A 16281-nucleotide genomic window follows, 5' to 3' on the forward strand; every position below is an offset into this window, starting at 1 on the left:
TTTCCCTCGACCGCACATCGAGCCCTAACCTGCCCATATGACGATTCAGCCGACCGCAGTACCTGTCGTCGGTACCTATCGATCTGAGCGTCAATTCGAAGTCGGACGTGTCCGGCCGAACACAGGAGGTTTCCATGGCTAAGGGCTACTGGGTCAGCGTCTACCCCGCCACTTCCGACCCTGAGAAGCTGGCTGCCTACGACAAGCTGGCCGGTCAGGCTGTCCAGGCCGCGGGCGGGCGCAACCTGTCCCTCTTCCCGTCCCGTGGCGGTCGAGTCGTCGCCCACGAGGCCGGAGTCACGCAACGCGTCGTTCTGATCGAGTTCGACAGCTTTGAACAGGCCGTCGCGGCATACGAGAGCGAGGCATACCAGAAGGCGCTGGTCGCCCTCCCCGACGGCTTCGAGCGCGACTTCCGCATCATCGAAGGTATCGACTGACCGGCGGGCCCAGCCATCGCTGAGCATCCGTCACCTGAAACGCACACGGTGCTGAACGACGACTCACGAGACGAGTACGAAGCCCTGGCCGCAGCGCGGCCGTCGCCGCAGGGCCAGCGGGCGGCCGCCCTGCCTGCGGCGGGCACTGGCCGAGCGGTACCTCCGCGCCGCCGCCGCGACACTCACCGGTGAGGCCGCTTGCGAGCAGTTCGCCGAGGCACTGGCCGCGTACCGGCCGGACGTGGATGGGGGGTGGCTGCCCGGTGAGCTGGACGGCGCTTGGACGAGGACGCGCAGCGCAAACCCGTACGACCGCCTGAACGCTGCGTGCGAGCAGGGTCAGCGTAGTTCGTCCAGGCGCCGCCGGAGCGGATCCGACCCGAGCCGGTTCACGATCTCCTCCAACTCCCCAGCTATGCGCGCGACCTCCCCGGGCTCCTCGGCCTGCCGGTAGGCGAGCGCGAGCTGATAGAGGAACATGCCCGCCCACTCCGACGACCGCATATCCGCCGACAAAACGTCCAGGCCCGCGTTCAGGTGCTCCACGGCGGTGGCGTTCTGGGAGCGGTCGGTGCGGCCGAGGATTCGGTAGATGAGGCCGTGCTCCAGGCCGAAGATGCCGGGCCGTTCGTAGTAGTACTCCCAGGGGCGCGCCTCCGTGGGCCGTGTCTGCTCCGCCTCGGCCGCTGCGGTTTCCGTCAGCCGGTCCACCTCTGCGGTTTCGCCGAGCAGCGCGCGGGCGCGCGCTTCCTGGTAGAGCGCAGTGACCCTGTCGGCGGTGCCGTGGCGGACCCGTTGCCCGGCCTGCGACAGGCCGATCATGGACCCGATCTGCCCATGGCGCTCGGCGATGTAGCCTCGCCAGGACATCACAGACCCGATGAGGTGTCGGTCGTCGATTTCGGTCGCCCACTCCAGCGTGCGGGCAAGGAACGTCAAGGCGTCGGGGTGCCGTTCGTTGCTGGTATAGAGCCACCCAGCGAACTGCGCCCACTGCCCGGCGATGTCGAGCAGTTCGCTGCGGATCGATCCCCGGGCGTTTCCGATCATGCCCTCGATCGCGGCCAGTTGCGCCTGCACCGGGGCGATGAGCGGCGCGGACCCGATGGAGTCCTCCAGGCGTCGCTGCGCCGCAAGGATGGTCGCGAGGGACTTCACGACGACCATGTCTGTCCGGACAGGCCGTGCGGTAGCGAGGACGAGCCGCTCCTCATCGTCAGGTGTGAACGTCCCGTTGAGGCCGTCCGGACGCCACAGGGACGGCGCAGGCTGGTCGGTCTCGAACAGGTCTGCGTCGGGCCTGCCGGTGACGCGGGCGTACAGCCTCCGGTACCGGATGCCGGGCGTCCACTTCCCGCCCTCCCATTGTTTGATCATGTCGGTGAGGCTCGGCACGTGCGCGACGTGCGGCAGTTCCTCGGGGGCTGCGGCGGCGCGAAGGAGGCGGGCGAGGTCGCCGCGTGACCAGTACGGGTCCGCCTCACGTATCTCACGCAGACGTGCGCCGATGATCTTCTTTGCGGCGGACATGATGCGACGCACCTCTCGCCGATCAGCGGAGGACCTCCCGGCCCCTCCCTTTCCCTCCTTCAGTCTGCCTCTGGCCGTGTGGCGACCGCCACAGGTTCACTGATGGTGACCGAAGAATCACGTGCATCGCAGCCAGGACGGTCTCATGTCCCCTGCACCACAAGAGATCCAGCAGCAGCTCGCCCGCCTCCATGAGGACTTCCCCGGCTGGGCGTTCGGGTACGCGCGGTACTCCAAGGCTCCATGGGAGGCCCAGCGTTACCCGTTCCGTCTTCCACCCGGCGGCGGCGTCTCCTGGATCGAGACCACCACCCCGGAAAGGCTCCGCGAACTCGTCGGCGGCGTCCTCCAACTCGAGGCACAGCTCGACGCCGAGGACGGCGCACGGACCGCCGATGCGGTTCCCTCCGAGAGGTGTGTGCGGTGACCGCACCGTGCTGTGCCCGGCGGTGCGACGCGGCGCGGCGGGTGTGGATGGGTGCCCTGTTCTGGTTCGGGGGTCTCGGCTCGTGGTGGCTGACGCTGCCCGGCTGCTGCGCCTGCGAAAAGGTGACTCGTGGCCGCTGACGACACGGCACGCATCAACGTCGAGTCGATCCACCAGGCCGAGCAGGCGGTGCCGGGACGGGTGCGATGCCGGACGGTCGCGCTGGACTTCGGTGGCACGATCAGCACCGATCACGAGGACCTCATCCTCGGGCAGAAGAGGGTGGAACAGTGGGCTGCCGCCGCACTGCACGAGATCGCCGGGATGGGGGTGCGTCTCCTGCTGGCCTCGAACGCGCTGGCACCAGAGACCCGTTGGCCAGCGCTTCAGGCGGCGGGCGTGCATGAGCTGTTCTCGGTGGGCCTCATCTCGTACGCACTCGGGGTGGCCAAGGACGAGCCGTTGTTCTACGACCTGGTCCTCACCGCAGCGCGGTGTCCGGCCCGGGAGGTGCTGTTCGTCGGGAACAGCATCGCCGATGACGTGGCCGGGCCCATGCGCGCGGGTATGCAAGCGTGCCTGGTCCGACCGCGGCCCGCCGTCTGGGCATCGAACTGAAGGTCGGCATGATCGAGGTCCTGAGCGACCAGGACCTCACCGGCGGCGTCGAGATGCTCACGATGCTGGGCATCACCGATATCACCCGCGACCACACCCGCCCGGTCGGCCGCGCCTCGCGCCGGGGAAGCCCGGCGACCGGCGGCGATCTGTGCGGCCGGTGCGGCGACGGCCGCGCCGCGATCGACACCCACGGGCGCCTCATGCCGTGTGTCCTTGGACGCGGCTTCGACGCCGGGAACGTGACCGAGACGCCGCTGGCGGAGCTGCTCGACGGCGCGGCGTGGCGCCGGATCGTGGCGAGGATCCCCCGCCGAGCGGGGGCCGGTCACGGCTGCAACCCCAATAGCGACGGCAACGATTGCTCCCCCGCCGAGACTGAGGCGTGCAACCCTGCTTACAACGATGACTGATCACGTCTGGAAAGATCACGCCGCACGGCTCGCGGAGACGGTCGCGCACCGAGGGTCGCGGTGGTACGCGCCGATCGCCACCACGCCCCGGCATCGCTTCGTCCCCCGCTGGTGGCAGGCCGACGGCGACGCGTGGACCGTGCGCGACGGGATGGCCGACGAATCCGAATGGCTGCGGGTCGCCTACAGCGACCGCACGTTGGTGACACGCGTCGGGACGACGCACGCCGACCACGCCCCTGAAAGCGGTCGGGCGACCGGCCGTCCTACATCGTCGTCGACGCTGCCCGGCCTGGTCGTGGGGATGCTCCGGCACGCCCGCATCGCTGACGACTCCTCCGTGTTGGACGTTGGTACCGGGTCGGGCTATTCGGCTGGGGTCCTGTCGGCTCACCTCGGCGACGGGCAGGTCACCAGCGTCGACATCGACCCGTACCTGACAGAGATCGCCGCCGAACGGCTCGCCGGGATCGACCGGCGCCCTGACATCGTGACCCTCGACGCGACGGGACCGCTGCCCGGCACCTACGACCGGATCGTGTCGATGGTCTCCGTCCGGCCGATCCCGCCGACCTGGCTCGCCGCGCTCAAGCCCGGAGGACGGCTGGTGACGACCGTCACCAACACCACCCTGATCATCACCGCGGACAGAACCGCGGACGGCGGCGCGGTCGGGTGGGTCGAACGCGACCGCGCTGGATTCATGGCGACGCGATCGGCCGGCGACTACCCGCCCGCCGACGTCCTCGACGCCGTGCGGGACCTCGACGGCGACACCGTCACAACTGGCCGGTATCCCGTCCTCGACGTGGTCGAGGCGTGGGACCTGCAATCCATGCTCGAACTCACCGCGCCTGATATCCAGCATCGCTTCGAGCAGCGCCCTGACCAGCGGCGAACCGCCTGGATGTTCCACGCTGACGGGTCATGGGCAAGGGCGACCGGGCACCGGGGCGACCCTCCGACCGTCCACCAGGCCGGCCCGCGCCGCCTGTGGGACGTCCTGGAGGCGATCCGCCACCGCCTCAACATGAGCGGCGAGCTGCCGGTACGCGGAGCCAGGGTCACGATCAACCCCGAGGGAACGATCACCTTGCACCGAGGGCACTGGTCCGCCGTGATCGCCGAATAGACGCACGCTGAATAGGAGCGGGGCCGCTCACTGCCGAGGGCCGCGATGACGCAGCGATCGCACGCAGTGCACGACGATGGAGCCCCCCAGGGCCGAAGCGGCAATCGCGCTGCGATCAGCACAGCCCTCCTCGTTCGAGCGCTGGGCGCTTGAACGAGGAGGGCTCTGCCAAACTCATTGGCCGCCGTTGGGGGGCCAGGGGAGTTCGGGGCTCTCGGTGCCGCCGGGGGGCGGCGACTGCTGCTGGGGCTTTTCCGCCACGAAGATCGTGACGGTGTCGCCCGGGGCGACGGTGGCGTCCGGGGTCGGCTGCTGGTCGTAGACGAAGCCGGGGGCGACGGGCTTGTCCATGGGGGCGGGGCCCTTCTGGACGCGGCATTTCAGGCCGAGGCGTTCGAGTTGGCCGCAGGCGGCGCGCTGGCTGTTGTTGAAGAGGTTCGGCACCTTGAGGTTGGCCGGTCCGTTGGAGACGACCACGGTGACGGACGAGCCCTTGGGCGCCTTGGAGCCGCCGGACGGGTCGGTGCTGACGACGTTGCCGCGCGTGACGCTGTCGTTCGTCTCCACCGATTTCTCGGGCTCGAAGCCCTGTTCTTCCAGCATCTTCTTGGCGACGGCGTAGGGCTTGCCGGTGACGTCCGGCACCTCGACCTCCGGGGGCGCCTTCTTGCCCTGGGAGACGACCAGCGTCACCGCGGAGCCCTTCTTGGCGTTCGTGCCGGGCTGCGGGTCGGAGCTGATGACGTTGCCCGCCTTGACCTCGTCGCTGTTCTCCTTCTTCGTCTCGACGGTGAAGCCGAGCTTGGTGAGCTGCGCCGTCGCGTCTTCCTGGGAGACGTTGACGATGCTCTGCGGGATGGCGACCTGTTCGTCGCCGCCGCCGCCACCGCTCATCATCCAGCCGATCAGGGCGGCGCCGCCGATGAACAGGACGGCGAGGCCGATCCACAGCGCGGCCTTCTTACCGGCGCCGCCGCGTTCGGGCAGGTCGTCGTCGTAGCGGGCGGGTGGCAGGCCGTAGTCGTCCTGCGGTCGCCGCACCTGGGTGTGGGCGGGGCCGGGGTAGCCGCTCATGACCTGGGTGCCGTGCGGCTGCTGCGAGCCCATCAGCATCGTGGACGCGGCCGTGGACGCCACCGGCTGCCCCTGGAGGACGCGCTGGATCTCCTGCCGGAACTCGTTCGCGTTCTGGTAGCGGTTGTCGGCTTCCTTCGCCATCGCCTTCAGCACGATCGCGTCCGCCCACTGCGGGATCTGCGGGTCGACCTGCGACGGCGGGACGGGCTCCTCCCGCACGTGCTGGTACGCGATCGCGACGGGGGAGTCGCCGGTGAACGGCGGTCGGCCGGTGAGCAGCTCGTACAGGACGCAGCCCGTCGAGTAGACGTCGCTGCGGGCGTCGACGCGCTCGCCGCGGGCCTGTTCGGGCGACAGGTACTGCGCGGTGCCGATCACCTGGGCGGTCTGCGTCATCGTGGCGGCGGTGTCGGCCATGGCGCGGGCGATGCCGAAGTCCATGACCTTGACCTCGTGCTGCCGGGTCAGCATCACGTTGGCCGGTTTGATGTCGCGGTGGACGATGCCGCCGCGGTGGCTGTACTCGAGGGCGCGCAGGATCCCGTCGGTGACCTCGAGGGCCTTGTCGGGAAGCAGCGCGCGGTTCTCCCTCAGCAGGTCGCGCAGCGTGCTCCCGTCCACGTACTCCATGACGATGTACGGGATGGAGGTGTCGCCGATCATGTCCTCGCCGGTGTCGTACACGGCGACGACCGAGGGGTGGTTCAGCGACGCGGCCGACTGGGCCTCGCGCCGGAACCGGGCCTGGAACGTGGGGTCACGGGCCAGGTCGGACCGCAGCGTCTTGACCGCGACGACGCGATCGAGGCGCAGGTCTCGGGCACGGTAGACCTCGGCCATGCCGCCTCGCCCGATCACCGTCTCGAGCTCGTAGCGGCCGCCGAGCAGCCGAGGTTGACTCATATGTGCACTTTCCCTCGTACGTCTACACCTTGTCCTCCGAACCTAGCTCCCCGTTCTGGGTGGGCGAGGGACCCGGGCTCGGAGTTGACGGAGTCGTGGATCTCTCCGTCGGTGCGGGTGTTGGCTCTGGGGTGGTGGGCACCGCGCGGGGCGGTTTCGTGTACTTCTTCTGTGAAGGGGACGTCTTGCGGCTACCCGGCGTTGACGGACGGATCCTATGCGTTCGGTGCCGCGGCACGACAGTCGGCCTGGTTGTGGTACGGGACCGGTGTCTGCCCGCGCCGCCGGGTGAGGCGGACGGGTTCTGGACGGTGCCGTCCCCGACCGGCCGGGTGGCCGGGGCTCCGGGCGGGTCACGCTCGTCTCCGCCGGATCCGGCGAAGGCGAAGCCCTTCCAGAGTGAACCGATCACGATGACGCAGACCACCAGCAGTACGGCCGCGACCGACGTGTACGTCAGCGCGGGACGTCCGCCGAGGCGGTGGTGCCCGCGCACCGACCTTTTCGTGAGGCTATCCGCCCCCTCGGAACCGTCAAAACCCGACAAAGTAGTCGATTGGGTAACGATTCTGGGGCGGGCGGCCGGGGGCCGGGCGGCGGCGTCCACCCGGGGCGCGCGGCCCGTGCCGAGCGCCGCGCGGATCGCCAGGGCCCGGTCGGCGACGGCCGCCGCGTTGACCGGACGGCCCGCGGGCTCCTTCGCCAGCATCTCCATGACCAACTCGCGGGCCGCCGCCGGAACGCGCGCCGGGAGTTCGGCGGGCGCCTCCCGGACGTGCCGCAGCGCCACCTCCACCGGCGTGGAACCGTCGAACGGCGGCGCGCCCGTCAGGCACTCGTACGCCACGACACCCAGCGAGTAAAGGTCGGCGGCCGGGGACAGCTCCAGGCCCTGCGCCTGCTCGGGCGAGATGTAGTGCGCCGTCCCCATGACCATCCCGGTCGCGGTCTGCGACGCCGCCGCGAGCTGCCGCGCGATCCCGAAGTCGGTGATCTTCAGGATGCCGTTCGGGGACACCATCAGGTTCGCGGGCTTGACGTCCCGGTGCACGACCCCCGCCCGGTGCGCCACCGTCAACGCCCGGCCCGCCTGGACCAGCAGGTCGAGCACGGCCTCCAGCGGCAGGCCGCCGTCCCGCGCGAGGATCCGGTCCAGCGGCTCGCCGTGCACCAGCTCCATCACCAGGAACGCCCGGCCGTCCTGCTCGCCGAAGTCGTACGCCCGCGCGATCCCCGGATGCCGCAGCTCCGCCGCGAACCGCGCCTCCGCGGCGAACCGGCCCCGCGCCGTCACGTCCGCGCCGAGCTCGCGCCGCAGCAGCTTCACCGCGACCGCGCGTCCCGACGCGTCGTCGGACGCGTGCCAGACCTCGCCCATCCCGCCGACGGCCAGCCGCTCAAGCAGCCGGTAGCGGCCGTTCAGGACGAGGCCCGTGCTCACTTCTTCAGAACCTTGGCCATGATCGCCGCGGCGATCGGTCCGGCTCCGTCGGCACCGGCGCCCGGGCCCTCGGACATCACGGCGAAGGCGTACTTCGGATCGCCGTCGGACGGCCCGAACCCGACGAACCAGCGGGCGTTCGGGATGCCTTCACCCTGCTCGGCGGTACCGGTCTTGCCCGCGATGTTGTCGCCGCGCAGATTCGTCGCGGTGCCCTCCTGGACGACCTTGCGCATCCAGTCGGCGATCTGGCGGGCGTCGCCCTTCGGCATCGCCTTCTTGAACTCGGTCGGATCGGCGTTGTAGACCTCGTTCTGGTCCTTCGTGCGCACCTTCGACACGACGAACGGCTTCATGATGACGCCGTCGTTGGCCACGGCGGCGGCCGCCATCGCCATCTGCAACGGCGTGGTCTGCACGTTCTCCTGGCCGATGCCGGACCGGGCCGTCCCGTCCTTGCCGGTCTGGATCGTCTTGCCGTCGGCGCCGGTGAACGACACCGGGACGGCGCTCTTGGCCGCGAACATGTCGGGTTCCAGCTCGGTGCGGGTGCCGAAGCCGAACTTGTTGAAGGTGCCGTCGTGCATCTGCTGGATGCCGAGTTGCAGCGCCATCCGTCCGAACGAGCTGTTGCAGGACTCGATGAACGCGCCCGACAGCGGCGCCGACTGGGCGCAGTTGCCGCCGTCGTGGGAGTCCGGAAGCTCCTTTCCGGACTCCGGCAGGATCAGCTGACCGGTGTCGACCGTGCTGCTGCCGTTCAAGTTCAGGACGTCCATGCCGAGCGTCGCCATGATGATCTTGAACGAGGAGCCCGGCGGGAAGGTCTGGCTCAACGCGTTGTCGACCAGCGGCCGCTGCACGCCCCGGCCCTTGTTCAGCTCCTCCAGCCGCTTGACGCCCTTCTCGCCCGTCTGCGGCGCCACCTCGTTCGGGTCGAACGACGGCCACGACGCCGCGACCTTGAGCGCGCCGGTCTTCACGTCGATCACTACGGCGGCGCCGCGGCGACCCTGCGTGGTCTTCGCCTTCAGCTGCTCGTACGCCGTCCGCTGCGCGTCCGGGTCGATCGTCAGCTCCAGGTTCGCGCCGTCGGCCTTCTTGCCGATGAACGTGTCGAACCAGTGCTGCTGCGTGATCCGCTTGTCCTTGCCGCCCAGCAGGGAGTTGTAGGCCCGCTCGACCTGCGTGGCGTTGCCGTTGAAGTACCCCGTGACGGGCGCGAAGACCGGGCCGTCCTTGTAGGTGCGGCCGTACTTCGGGTTGTCCTTGCCGGTGTCCTCCGACGCCACCAGCACCTCGCCGCCCGCGGAGATCTGCCCCCGCGGCGAGTTGAACACGTCCGCGTACTGGCGGGCGTTGTGCTCGTCGGTCCGCAGATCCTCCGCCTGGCTCCCCTGGACGTAGTTGACCTGCGCCATCAGCCCGAAGAACAGCAGCAACGCGAAGATCGCCACCCGCCTGACCGGCTTGTCCATATTCATTGGACGGAAATCACCTCGTGCTCACGATCTGGGTCATGCCCTCGTCCTGGATCGCCTGCGGGGCGGGCTTGCGCGCGTCATGGCTCATCCGCACCAGGATCGCGATCAGGACCCAGTTGGCCATCAGCGACGAACCGCCCTGCGACAGGAACGGCGTCGTGAGACCGGTGAGCGGGATGAGCCGGGTGACCCCACCGACGATCACGAAGACCTGGAGGGCCAGGACGAACGAGACACCGCCCGCGAACAACTTCAGGAACGGATCTCGCGCCGCCACGGCCGTCTTCATCCCGCGTTGCACGATCAACGCGTAGATCAGCAGCAGCACCATCAGCCCGGTCAGCCCGAGCTCCTCGCCTATCGAGTCGAAGATGAAGTCGCTGAACGACAGGGGCGTCCGCCACGGCTCGCCCTGCCCGAGCCCGGTGCCGAGCACGCCGCCCTCGCCCAGCGCGTACAGGCCCTTCATCAGCTGCGCGCTGTCGGAGTACTCGCCGCCGAGCTCGAAGCACGCGGAGAAACCGGGCGAACCGTCGCCCTTGGCCTTGTACTTCTTGTAGATCGCGGTGTCGGGGTTGACGGGGACGACCTTGCCGCTGTCCAGCAGGCAGCCGCCGTCGAAGTACGGCTTCGGGTTCTGCCAGATGTCGATGCGCTGGTTGACGTGCCCCATGAACGGCAGCAGCGTCGCGATGAACACGCCCACCGCCAGCAGGACGACGCCGATCATCACCCACGACACCCGCTGCGTCGCGATGTACAGCATCGAGATGAACAGGCCGAAGAACAGCAGCGCGGTACCGAGGTCCTTCTGCATGAACAGGACGCCCAGGCAGAAGAACCAGATCACCACGATCGGACCGAGGTCACGGGCGCGCGGCAGGCTGACCGGCCCGACCTTCTTGCCGATCAGCGACATCGCCTGCCGCTTGTTCACCAGATAACCGGCGAAGAACACGACGAGCAGCAGCTTGGCGAACTCGCCGGGCTGAACCGAGAACCCGCCCACCTGGATCCACACGCGGGCGCCGTTGATCTCCGCGCCGATGCCCGGGACGATCGGCAGCAGCAGCAGGACGACGGCGGTCAGACCGATCAGGTACGTGTAGCGCTGCGCGGTCTTCGGCGTGAACGACAGCCGCGCGTCGGTCTTGTCGGTGTCCCGCATGATCAGCACCGCGGCGACGAACAGGCCGATGCCGACGAACGTCCACATCAGCTGGCCGGGTGCGTTCGCGGCGTCCTTCAGGAACTTCTTGCCCGCGAGCGCGGCGGCTTTGCGGTCGGCGCTGGTGTCCAGGTCCAGCCGGTAGATCATCGCGAGCCCGATGCCGTTCAGCGCCACCGCCAGCGGCAGCAGCAGCGGGTCGGCGTACGGGGTGAACCTCATCTGGACGAAGTAGGCGACGAAGGCCAGCACGGCGAGGCCGCCGCCGTAGACGACCAGCCCGGCGGGGATGCTGCCGTCACGGGCCAGCCCGACCTCCGCGAACGCCGACAGCGTCAGCACCATCGCGAAGATCAGCAGCGCGAACGAGGCCGCGTTACGGCGCTGGTACGGCAGCCGCGCCCGGATCTGGTCCCCGATCGAGTGCATCTACGACTTCCCCCGGCCGGCGGGACAGTCCGTGATGCTGGGACTGCGCTGCTTGCACTCCTCACGGCGCTTGGCCAGATCGTCCAGCTTCCGCTGCGCCGGCTCGGCCCCGATGATGTTCTTGAGGTCGCCCCTGGTGATCGCCATCGCGTCCGACACGGGCAGTTCGGCGAGCGGGACCTCGCTGGCCTTGACGTTCTTCTCCTTGCAGGCCTGCTGACCGCGGCCGCGCACGATGCCGACATTGCCGGACTGGTCGACGAGGCTGTACTTGCAGACGCGGTCGACCAGCAGCCGCCATTCCTTCGGGCCGTCCACCGAGTACGTCTCGTGGACCTGCTGCTGGAGATCCTGGGGCAGATCGTCCACCATGATCTTCTGGAGGTTCTTCGCGTTCGCCCTGCGGGACATGTTGAAGCCCAGCACGGACTGCGGCGTCCCCCGGTACAGGACGGCCTGGCCCTTCTCCGCGCCGATGTAGTAGCCGTTCCGAACGTTCTGAATCAGCACGAACCCGCCCGCCACGACACCCACGACCACCACACCCGCTACAACGATCAGCCACGTCCATCGGCGAGCCCCACCGCGCCGCATCCGCTCCATGGGGGCCTGCTGCATCGCGCCCGGCATCGGCGGGCCGCCCATCGGGTCGGCCATCGGCGCGGGCGGCGGTGGCGGCGGCATCTCGTCCACCGCCACCGGTGGCTGCGGCCTGGTGTCGCGCAACTGCGCGGCCCGCCCCGCCGGAGTGTCGGCCGCGGTCGTGTTGGCGCCCGGCCCGCCGCCCGGCGGATCCGGAGGTGCCGCGTTCGCCGCCGCGCCCACCGCGTGCCCGGGGCCGCCCGTCGGCGGCTGCCGTTCGAGGTCGACCACGTCGGCGACCACGCAGGTGATGTTGTCGGGGCCGCCGCCGCGGTTCGCCAGGTCGATGAGCTGCCGGACGGCCTGGTCCGGCTCGTCGGCGTCGGTCAGCACCTGGAAGATGGTCTCCGCCGTGACGACGCCCGACAGGCCGTCCGAGCACAGCAGGTACCGGTCGCCGACCTCCGCCTCACGCAGCGACAGATCGGGATCGACCTCGCCGCGGCCGTCCAACGCGCGCAGCAGAAGCGAACGCTGCGGATGGGACGCCGCCTCGTCCGGGCTGATCCGCCCCTCGTCGACCAGCGACTGCACCAGCGTGTGGTCGTGCGTGATCTGGAACAGGCTGCCGTCCCGCAGCAGGTAGGCCCGCGAGTCGCCGATGTGCACCAGCGCGATCTGGTTGCCCGCCCACAGCATCGCCGTCAGCGTCGTGCCCATGCCCTGCAACGCGGGATCGGACTCCACGATCCGGTGCAGGTTGTCGTTCGCGGCCTTGACGGTGCGTTCCAGCGCCGCCAGCAGCTCCGTCGCGGGAAGGTCCTTGTCGAGCGCCCGCAGCGCGTCGATCGCGGCCGCGCTGGCGATCTCGCCGCCGACGTGCCCGCCCATCCCGTCGGCGACGGCGAGCAGATGTGCCCCCGCGTACGCCGAGTCCTCGTTGCCCTCGCGCAGCATGCCGACGTCGGAGCGCGCGGCGTAGCGGATTCCCAGGGTCATTTGCGCAGCTCGATCACGGTTTTCCCGATACGGACTGGTACGCCCGGTGGAACCGGCATCGGCCGGCTCACCTTCGTGCGTCCGAGATACGTGCCATTGGTCGAGCCGAGATCTTCCACGATCCACTGACCGTCCTGCGCATAAAGTCGGGCATGCCGGCTCGAAGCGTAGTCGTCGGTCACTACGAGTGTGGCGTCATTCGCCCGACCGATGGTGATGGGCACCCCCGTGAGGTCGATGACCGTACCGGCCCGTTCGCCCTGCACGACCACCAGTTTCGTCGGGGCACTCTGCTGGGCGCTGCGCGACGGCTGCCGCGACGGCTTCGACTGGCGTTGCCGCTGGGGCGGCCTCGGCTGCGACGCGCGCTGCGCCGCCCTCGTCGCGGCCCTGGAACCGAACATGTCGGCCCTGATCACACCGACGGCCGCGATGACGAAAAGCCAGAGAACCGCGAGGAACGCCAGCTTGATCAGCGTGAGGGTGAAAGGGGACATCGGAGTCGGGGTTACTCCCTATCGCGGCGGAACACAAGAGTGGTCCGGCCCATCGTGACGCGGGAGCCGTCCACCAGCGTGACACGCCGGATCGGCTGCCCGTTCACGAACGAGCCGTTGGTCGACCCTAGATCCACGAGAGCGATTTCGGGACCTTCTACGCGGATCTCGGCATGGTGCCGGGACACCCCGGGATCGACAAGTCGCAGGTCGCAGTCAGTGCCGCGACCCAACAGAGTCACCGGCGTATTGATCTCATAGGTGCGCTGAGTGGTGTCCGACCCTTCGACGGCGGTGGTCACCAGAAGTCGCGGATGCCCCCCGAACACCCCCCCACGCGCCCCCTGCGGAACATCGCTCACCGGCTGGCGGATCTCACCGCCCTCCACCGTCGAACCCCGGATCACCCCGGACCGGATACGGAACATGCCCGTGGCGAGATCGCCCGCGTTCTCGAACCGCACCCGCACCGGACCCACGAAGGAGTACCCCTGCTCCTTCGCGTACTCCCGCGCGAGGTTCGCCAGCTCCTGGCTCAGACTGTCGGCGTACACCTGGAGCCGCTGCCCGTCCTGCTGAGAGATCTCGACGACGAAGTCGTTCGGAACGAGCGTGCGGCCCTGCGCCACGATCGCCGCCCGATCGTCCATCTCGCGCTGCACAGCACTGGCCACCTCGACCGGCTGCAGCTCAGACTTGAAGGCACGGGCGAAGGCCCCTTCGACCATGCCCTCCAGCCGTCGCTCGAAGCGCTGAATGACGCCCACGGGCACCTCCCTTCCCCACTGGTAGACGATCGTATCGGTGCGAAGGTTCGCGCGGCGTATCTGGATACCTAACCACCACGCGGCCCGTGCTAGCCTTTTCAACGACCCGAAATCGGGTCGACACCCGGGGCGGGTGGCGGAACGGCAGACGCGCACGGTTCAGGTCCGTGTGTCCGAAAGGATGTGAGGGTTCAAATCCCTCCTCGCCCACTCGGAGTTGGGGGTCGTGCGTCGACGGAGTGCGTCGACCGCGACTCCTTCGTCGTATTTACCCGGGGGGCGACCCCCGGACCCCCGATGCAGGGGGCTCCGCCCCCCACACCCCCTTGCCGGTTCAGGTCGCTGTCGGGGCTTCGGCCCTTGCCCCCATGGCTGGTCGCCGCCCCTATGGCTGGTCGGCCTGTGCTCCTTGTGTCAGTCGGGTGGACGGTTGGCTGGCGGGGCTGCGTTGGGACGCGGATATGGCCCTTGTCGGCCTATGACCTGGTGCGGTAGGTCTTTGGCTTAGCGCGTTCAGCTTTGGGCGTGCGGGCTTGGGTTGGGTTGGTTGGCCTCATGTGCGGCTCCGGGCACTGCGGTTCGTGTCGGTAAGGCACACTTGGCCCGTGATTGTGTGGCGGGTCTCTGAGTTCCAAGAGGTACGTGAGTTGGGCAGGGGCGCCCAGGGGCGGGTGGTGCTCGCCCGGCACCGGGAGAGCGGTACGCCGGTGGCGATCAAGTACCTCCCCGTCGAGGCGAGTGAGGACGACAAGGCCCGCTTCCACCACGAGGCGCACATGCTCGCCCAGGTGCAGAGCCCCCATGTGGCGCGGCTCTACCGGCTGGTGGAGAGCGGAAACGGCACGGCGATCGTCATGGAGGCGGTCAACGGCACCTCCCTCAAGGCGGTACTGGAGGCGCACGGGGCGCTGGAGCCGGAGGCGGCCCTGGCAGTGCTGAAGGGGTCGCTGCTCGGGCTGGCCGCCGCGCACGAGGCCGGGGTGGTGCACAGGGACTACAAGCCCGCCAATGTTGTGGTCCCCGCGGACGGGGCCAGCAAGCTCATCGACTTCGGCATCGCCACCCCCGCGGGCGCCGCGTCCGGTGCGGGAACGCCTTCCTACATGGCTCCCGAGCAGTGGGAGCGCCAGCCCGCCACCACGGCCACCGATGTCTACGCCGCCACATGCGTGTTCTACGAGTGCGTCACCGGGCGGCGGCCCTTCCAGGCCGGTGACCAGATGGCCCTGATGCGCGCCCACCTGCTGGAGCCCGTGCCGCTGGAGGCGATCCCCGCGCCGCTCCGGGAGCTGGTCGCCCACGGGATGGCCAAGCAGGCCGAGCAGCGCCCACCGGGAGCGGCGGCGTTCGTCAGCGAGCTGGAGCGGACCGCCCAGACCGCGTACGGGCCGGACTGGGAGACGCGCGGGGTCGTGGCGCTCTCGGTGGCGGCGGTCGCGCTGGCCGCCCTGTTCCCGTTGACCGCGGCCGGGCTGGCCGCCGCCCCGAGCGCCGCCGTCGGTGGCGGGGCCGCGGTGGCTAGCGGGGGAGCCGCGACGGCGGGCCAGACCGGCCTCCTCGCGGGAGTGGGAGGGAAGGCGGCGGTCGCGGTCGCCGGGACCGCGCTGGTCGCCGGCGGCGGCTTCGCCGCCTACCACGCGACCCAGTCCGAGCCGGAGGAGCGGGTCCCCCCGATCACCCTGCAAGTCAACACCCGCTCACTGACCGACCCCTCCAGCGGCCTGATCGTGGACCGCGCGCAGTACGTCCAGATCAGCGGGCTCAAGGACACCGCCGTACAGAGCCGGATCAACGCGGCGCTGCGGCGCCCGATCGACCAGGGCATCACCGACTTCCGGGAGCACATCGCCACCCAGCCGGAGGAGTTCCGCAGGTCCCAACGGGCCCTGCCGCCCAGCTCGCCGCTGAAGATGAAGCTCAAGGTGACCACCCGCATCGGGCTGCGCGGCCCGCGGCTGGTGACGGTCGCCCACCTGGTCGACAACCCGGTCAACGCGGGTGGCGGCAACGATGCCCGGATGAACGTGGTGACCGCCGACCTCACCACCGGCAAGCTGTTGACCACCAAGGACATCCTGCGGCCACAAGCCCTCACCACGTCCGGGATCGCACGCCTGTCGCCGCTGATCCCGCTCATCAAATGGAGCGGTCCTCCCGGGGAGGACCTCTGCCGCCCGACCCTGCAGAACACCTACCGGAACAACTTCGCCCGGATCCCGGTACTGCTGACTCCCGACGGCGCCGACTTCGGCTTCGTGGAGGGCAACGAATGCACCTACCGGGGCTGGAGCCACGTCCCGTACGCCAAGATCGATTCCTTCCTCGACCCGAGGCTCGTCAAGTTCGCCCAGACCCGCCCATGAGCAGAGGGCCA

14 protein-coding genes and 1 tRNA gene are annotated in these 16281 nt (G+C 69.5%); 7 read left to right on the forward strand and 8 right to left on the reverse strand.

Annotated features, from left to right (window positions below; genetic code table 11):
* Nucleotides 1–134 precede the first annotated feature (134 nt).
* Nucleotides 135–440 (forward strand): DUF1330 domain-containing protein, encoded by a 306-nt coding sequence (locus tag ABD808_RS28955; protein WP_344903033.1) that lies wholly within the window; start codon nt 135–137, stop codon nt 438–440.
* Nucleotides 441–779: 339 nt separating this feature from the next.
* On the opposite strand, the gene ABD808_RS28960 is transcribed toward ABD808_RS28955, so the two are convergent.
* The gene (locus ABD808_RS28960; RefSeq protein WP_344903035.1) at nt 780–1970 is read right to left on the reverse strand and encodes an NsdA family TPR-like regulatory protein; all 1191 of its coding nucleotides are present in this window, start codon (nt 1968–1970) and stop codon (nt 780–782) included.
* 145 nt (nt 1971–2115) lie between these two features.
* Between ABD808_RS28960 and ABD808_RS28965 the strand changes: the two genes are divergently transcribed.
* The 4 genes from ABD808_RS28965 (at nt 2116) to ABD808_RS28980 (ending at nt 4560) form a co-directional block, all read left to right on the forward strand.
* Nucleotides 2116–2397 carry a hypothetical protein gene (locus ABD808_RS28965; RefSeq protein ID WP_344903038.1) on the forward strand — a complete coding sequence of 94 codons (282 nt, stop codon included), beginning with the start codon at nt 2116–2118 and terminating at the stop codon, nt 2395–2397.
* A gap of 129 nt (nt 2398–2526) precedes the next feature.
* Nucleotides 2527–3015, forward strand: coding sequence for an HAD family hydrolase (locus tag ABD808_RS28970; protein ID WP_344903041.1), 489 nt, complete (start codon nt 2527–2529; stop codon nt 3013–3015).
* An 8-nt stretch (nt 3016–3023) separates the two neighbouring features.
* A complete protein-coding gene (locus ABD808_RS28975) occupies nt 3024–3428 on the forward strand; it encodes an SPASM domain-containing protein (protein WP_344903044.1) in 405 nt (134 codons plus the stop codon).
* Entirely contained in the window at nt 3421–4560 is a 1140-nt protein-coding gene (locus ABD808_RS28980; RefSeq protein ID WP_344903047.1) for a methyltransferase domain-containing protein, read from the forward strand. The genes ABD808_RS28975 and ABD808_RS28980 overlap by 8 nt, the downstream gene beginning before the upstream one ends.
* A gap of 174 nt (nt 4561–4734) precedes the next feature.
* Here the strand turns inward: ABD808_RS28980 and pknB are convergent, their stop codons facing one another.
* Genes pknB through ABD808_RS29015 form a run of 7 tightly spaced genes read right to left on the reverse strand, consistent with a single transcriptional unit; the run spans nt 4735 to nt 13907 of the window.
* Nucleotides 4735–6540 (reverse strand): Stk1 family PASTA domain-containing Ser/Thr kinase, encoded by a 1806-nt coding sequence (pknB, locus tag ABD808_RS28985; RefSeq protein ID WP_344903050.1) that lies wholly within the window; start codon nt 6538–6540, stop codon nt 4735–4737.
* 22 nt (nt 6541–6562) lie between these two features.
* Nucleotides 6563–7981, reverse strand: coding sequence for a serine/threonine-protein kinase (locus ABD808_RS28990; RefSeq protein ID WP_344903053.1), 1419 nt, complete (start codon nt 7979–7981; stop codon nt 6563–6565).
* Complete coding sequence (locus tag ABD808_RS28995) at nt 7978–9465, reverse strand: penicillin-binding transpeptidase domain-containing protein (RefSeq protein ID WP_344903056.1); 1488 nt, start codon at nt 9463–9465, stop codon at nt 7978–7980. Before ABD808_RS28995 ends, ABD808_RS28990 begins: the two co-directional genes overlap by 4 nt.
* A 10-nt stretch (nt 9466–9475) precedes the next feature.
* Nucleotides 9476–11062: an FtsW/RodA/SpoVE family cell cycle protein gene (locus ABD808_RS29000; protein ID WP_344903059.1), complete on the reverse strand. Its 1587-nt coding sequence runs from the start codon at nt 11060–11062 to the stop codon at nt 9476–9478.
* The gene (locus tag ABD808_RS29005) at nt 11063–12643 is read right to left on the reverse strand and encodes a Stp1/IreP family PP2C-type Ser/Thr phosphatase (RefSeq protein ID WP_344903062.1); all 1581 of its coding nucleotides are present in this window, start codon (nt 12641–12643) and stop codon (nt 11063–11065) included.
* Nucleotides 12640–13140, reverse strand: coding sequence for an FHA domain-containing protein FhaB/FipA (locus ABD808_RS29010; protein ID WP_344903065.1), 501 nt, complete (start codon nt 13138–13140; stop codon nt 12640–12642). Before ABD808_RS29010 ends, ABD808_RS29005 begins: the two co-directional genes overlap by 4 nt.
* 11 nt (nt 13141–13151) lie before the next feature.
* Entirely contained in the window at nt 13152–13907 is a 756-nt protein-coding gene (locus ABD808_RS29015; RefSeq protein ID WP_328360038.1) for an FHA domain-containing protein, read from the reverse strand.
* A 127-nt stretch (nt 13908–14034) separates the two neighbouring features.
* On the opposite strand from ABD808_RS29015, the gene ABD808_RS29020 reads away from it, so the two are divergent.
* Both ABD808_RS29020 and ABD808_RS29025 read left to right on the forward strand, forming a co-directional pair.
* A tRNA-Leu gene (locus tag ABD808_RS29020) sits at nt 14035–14117 on the forward strand.
* Between the two features lie 395 nt (nt 14118–14512).
* On the forward strand, nt 14513–16270 hold the full coding sequence (locus tag ABD808_RS29025) for a serine/threonine-protein kinase (RefSeq protein WP_344903072.1): 1758 nt from the start codon (nt 14513–14515) through the stop codon (nt 16268–16270).
* Nucleotides 16271–16281: the final 11 nt, after the last annotated feature.

Origin of the sequence: Actinomadura meridiana, assembly GCF_039537545.1 — a bacterium.
GTDB lineage: Bacteria > Actinomycetota > Actinomycetes > Streptosporangiales > Streptosporangiaceae > Spirillospora > Spirillospora meridiana.

Excerpts from the sequence above, each read along its gene's own strand:
- ABD808_RS28975 (WP_344903044.1), top strand. The coding sequence starts at position 3,024 with ATGATCGAGGTCCTGAGCGACCAGGACCTCACCGGCGGCGTCGAGATG.
- ABD808_RS29010 (WP_344903065.1), bottom strand. The coding sequence starts at position 13,140 with ATGTCCCCTTTCACCCTCACGCTGATCAAGCTGGCGTTCCTCGCGGTT.
- ABD808_RS28960 (WP_344903035.1), bottom strand. The coding sequence starts at position 1,970 with ATGTCCGCCGCAAAGAAGATCATCGGCGCACGTCTGCGTGAGATACGT.
- ABD808_RS29005 (WP_344903062.1), bottom strand. The coding sequence starts at position 12,643 with ATGACCCTGGGAATCCGCTACGCCGCGCGCTCCGACGTCGGCATGCTG.
- ABD808_RS28965 (WP_344903038.1), top strand. The coding sequence starts at position 2,116 with ATGTCCCCTGCACCACAAGAGATCCAGCAGCAGCTCGCCCGCCTCCAT.
- pknB (WP_344903050.1), bottom strand. The coding sequence starts at position 6,540 with ATGAGTCAACCTCGGCTGCTCGGCGGCCGCTACGAGCTCGAGACGGTG.
- ABD808_RS28995 (WP_344903056.1), bottom strand. The coding sequence starts at position 9,465 with ATGAATATGGACAAGCCGGTCAGGCGGGTGGCGATCTTCGCGTTGCTG.
- ABD808_RS28955 (WP_344903033.1), top strand. The coding sequence starts at position 135 with ATGGCTAAGGGCTACTGGGTCAGCGTCTACCCCGCCACTTCCGACCCT.
- ABD808_RS29000 (WP_344903059.1), bottom strand. The coding sequence starts at position 11,062 with ATGCACTCGATCGGGGACCAGATCCGGGCGCGGCTGCCGTACCAGCGC.
- ABD808_RS28980 (WP_344903047.1), top strand. The coding sequence starts at position 3,421 with ATGACTGATCACGTCTGGAAAGATCACGCCGCACGGCTCGCGGAGACG.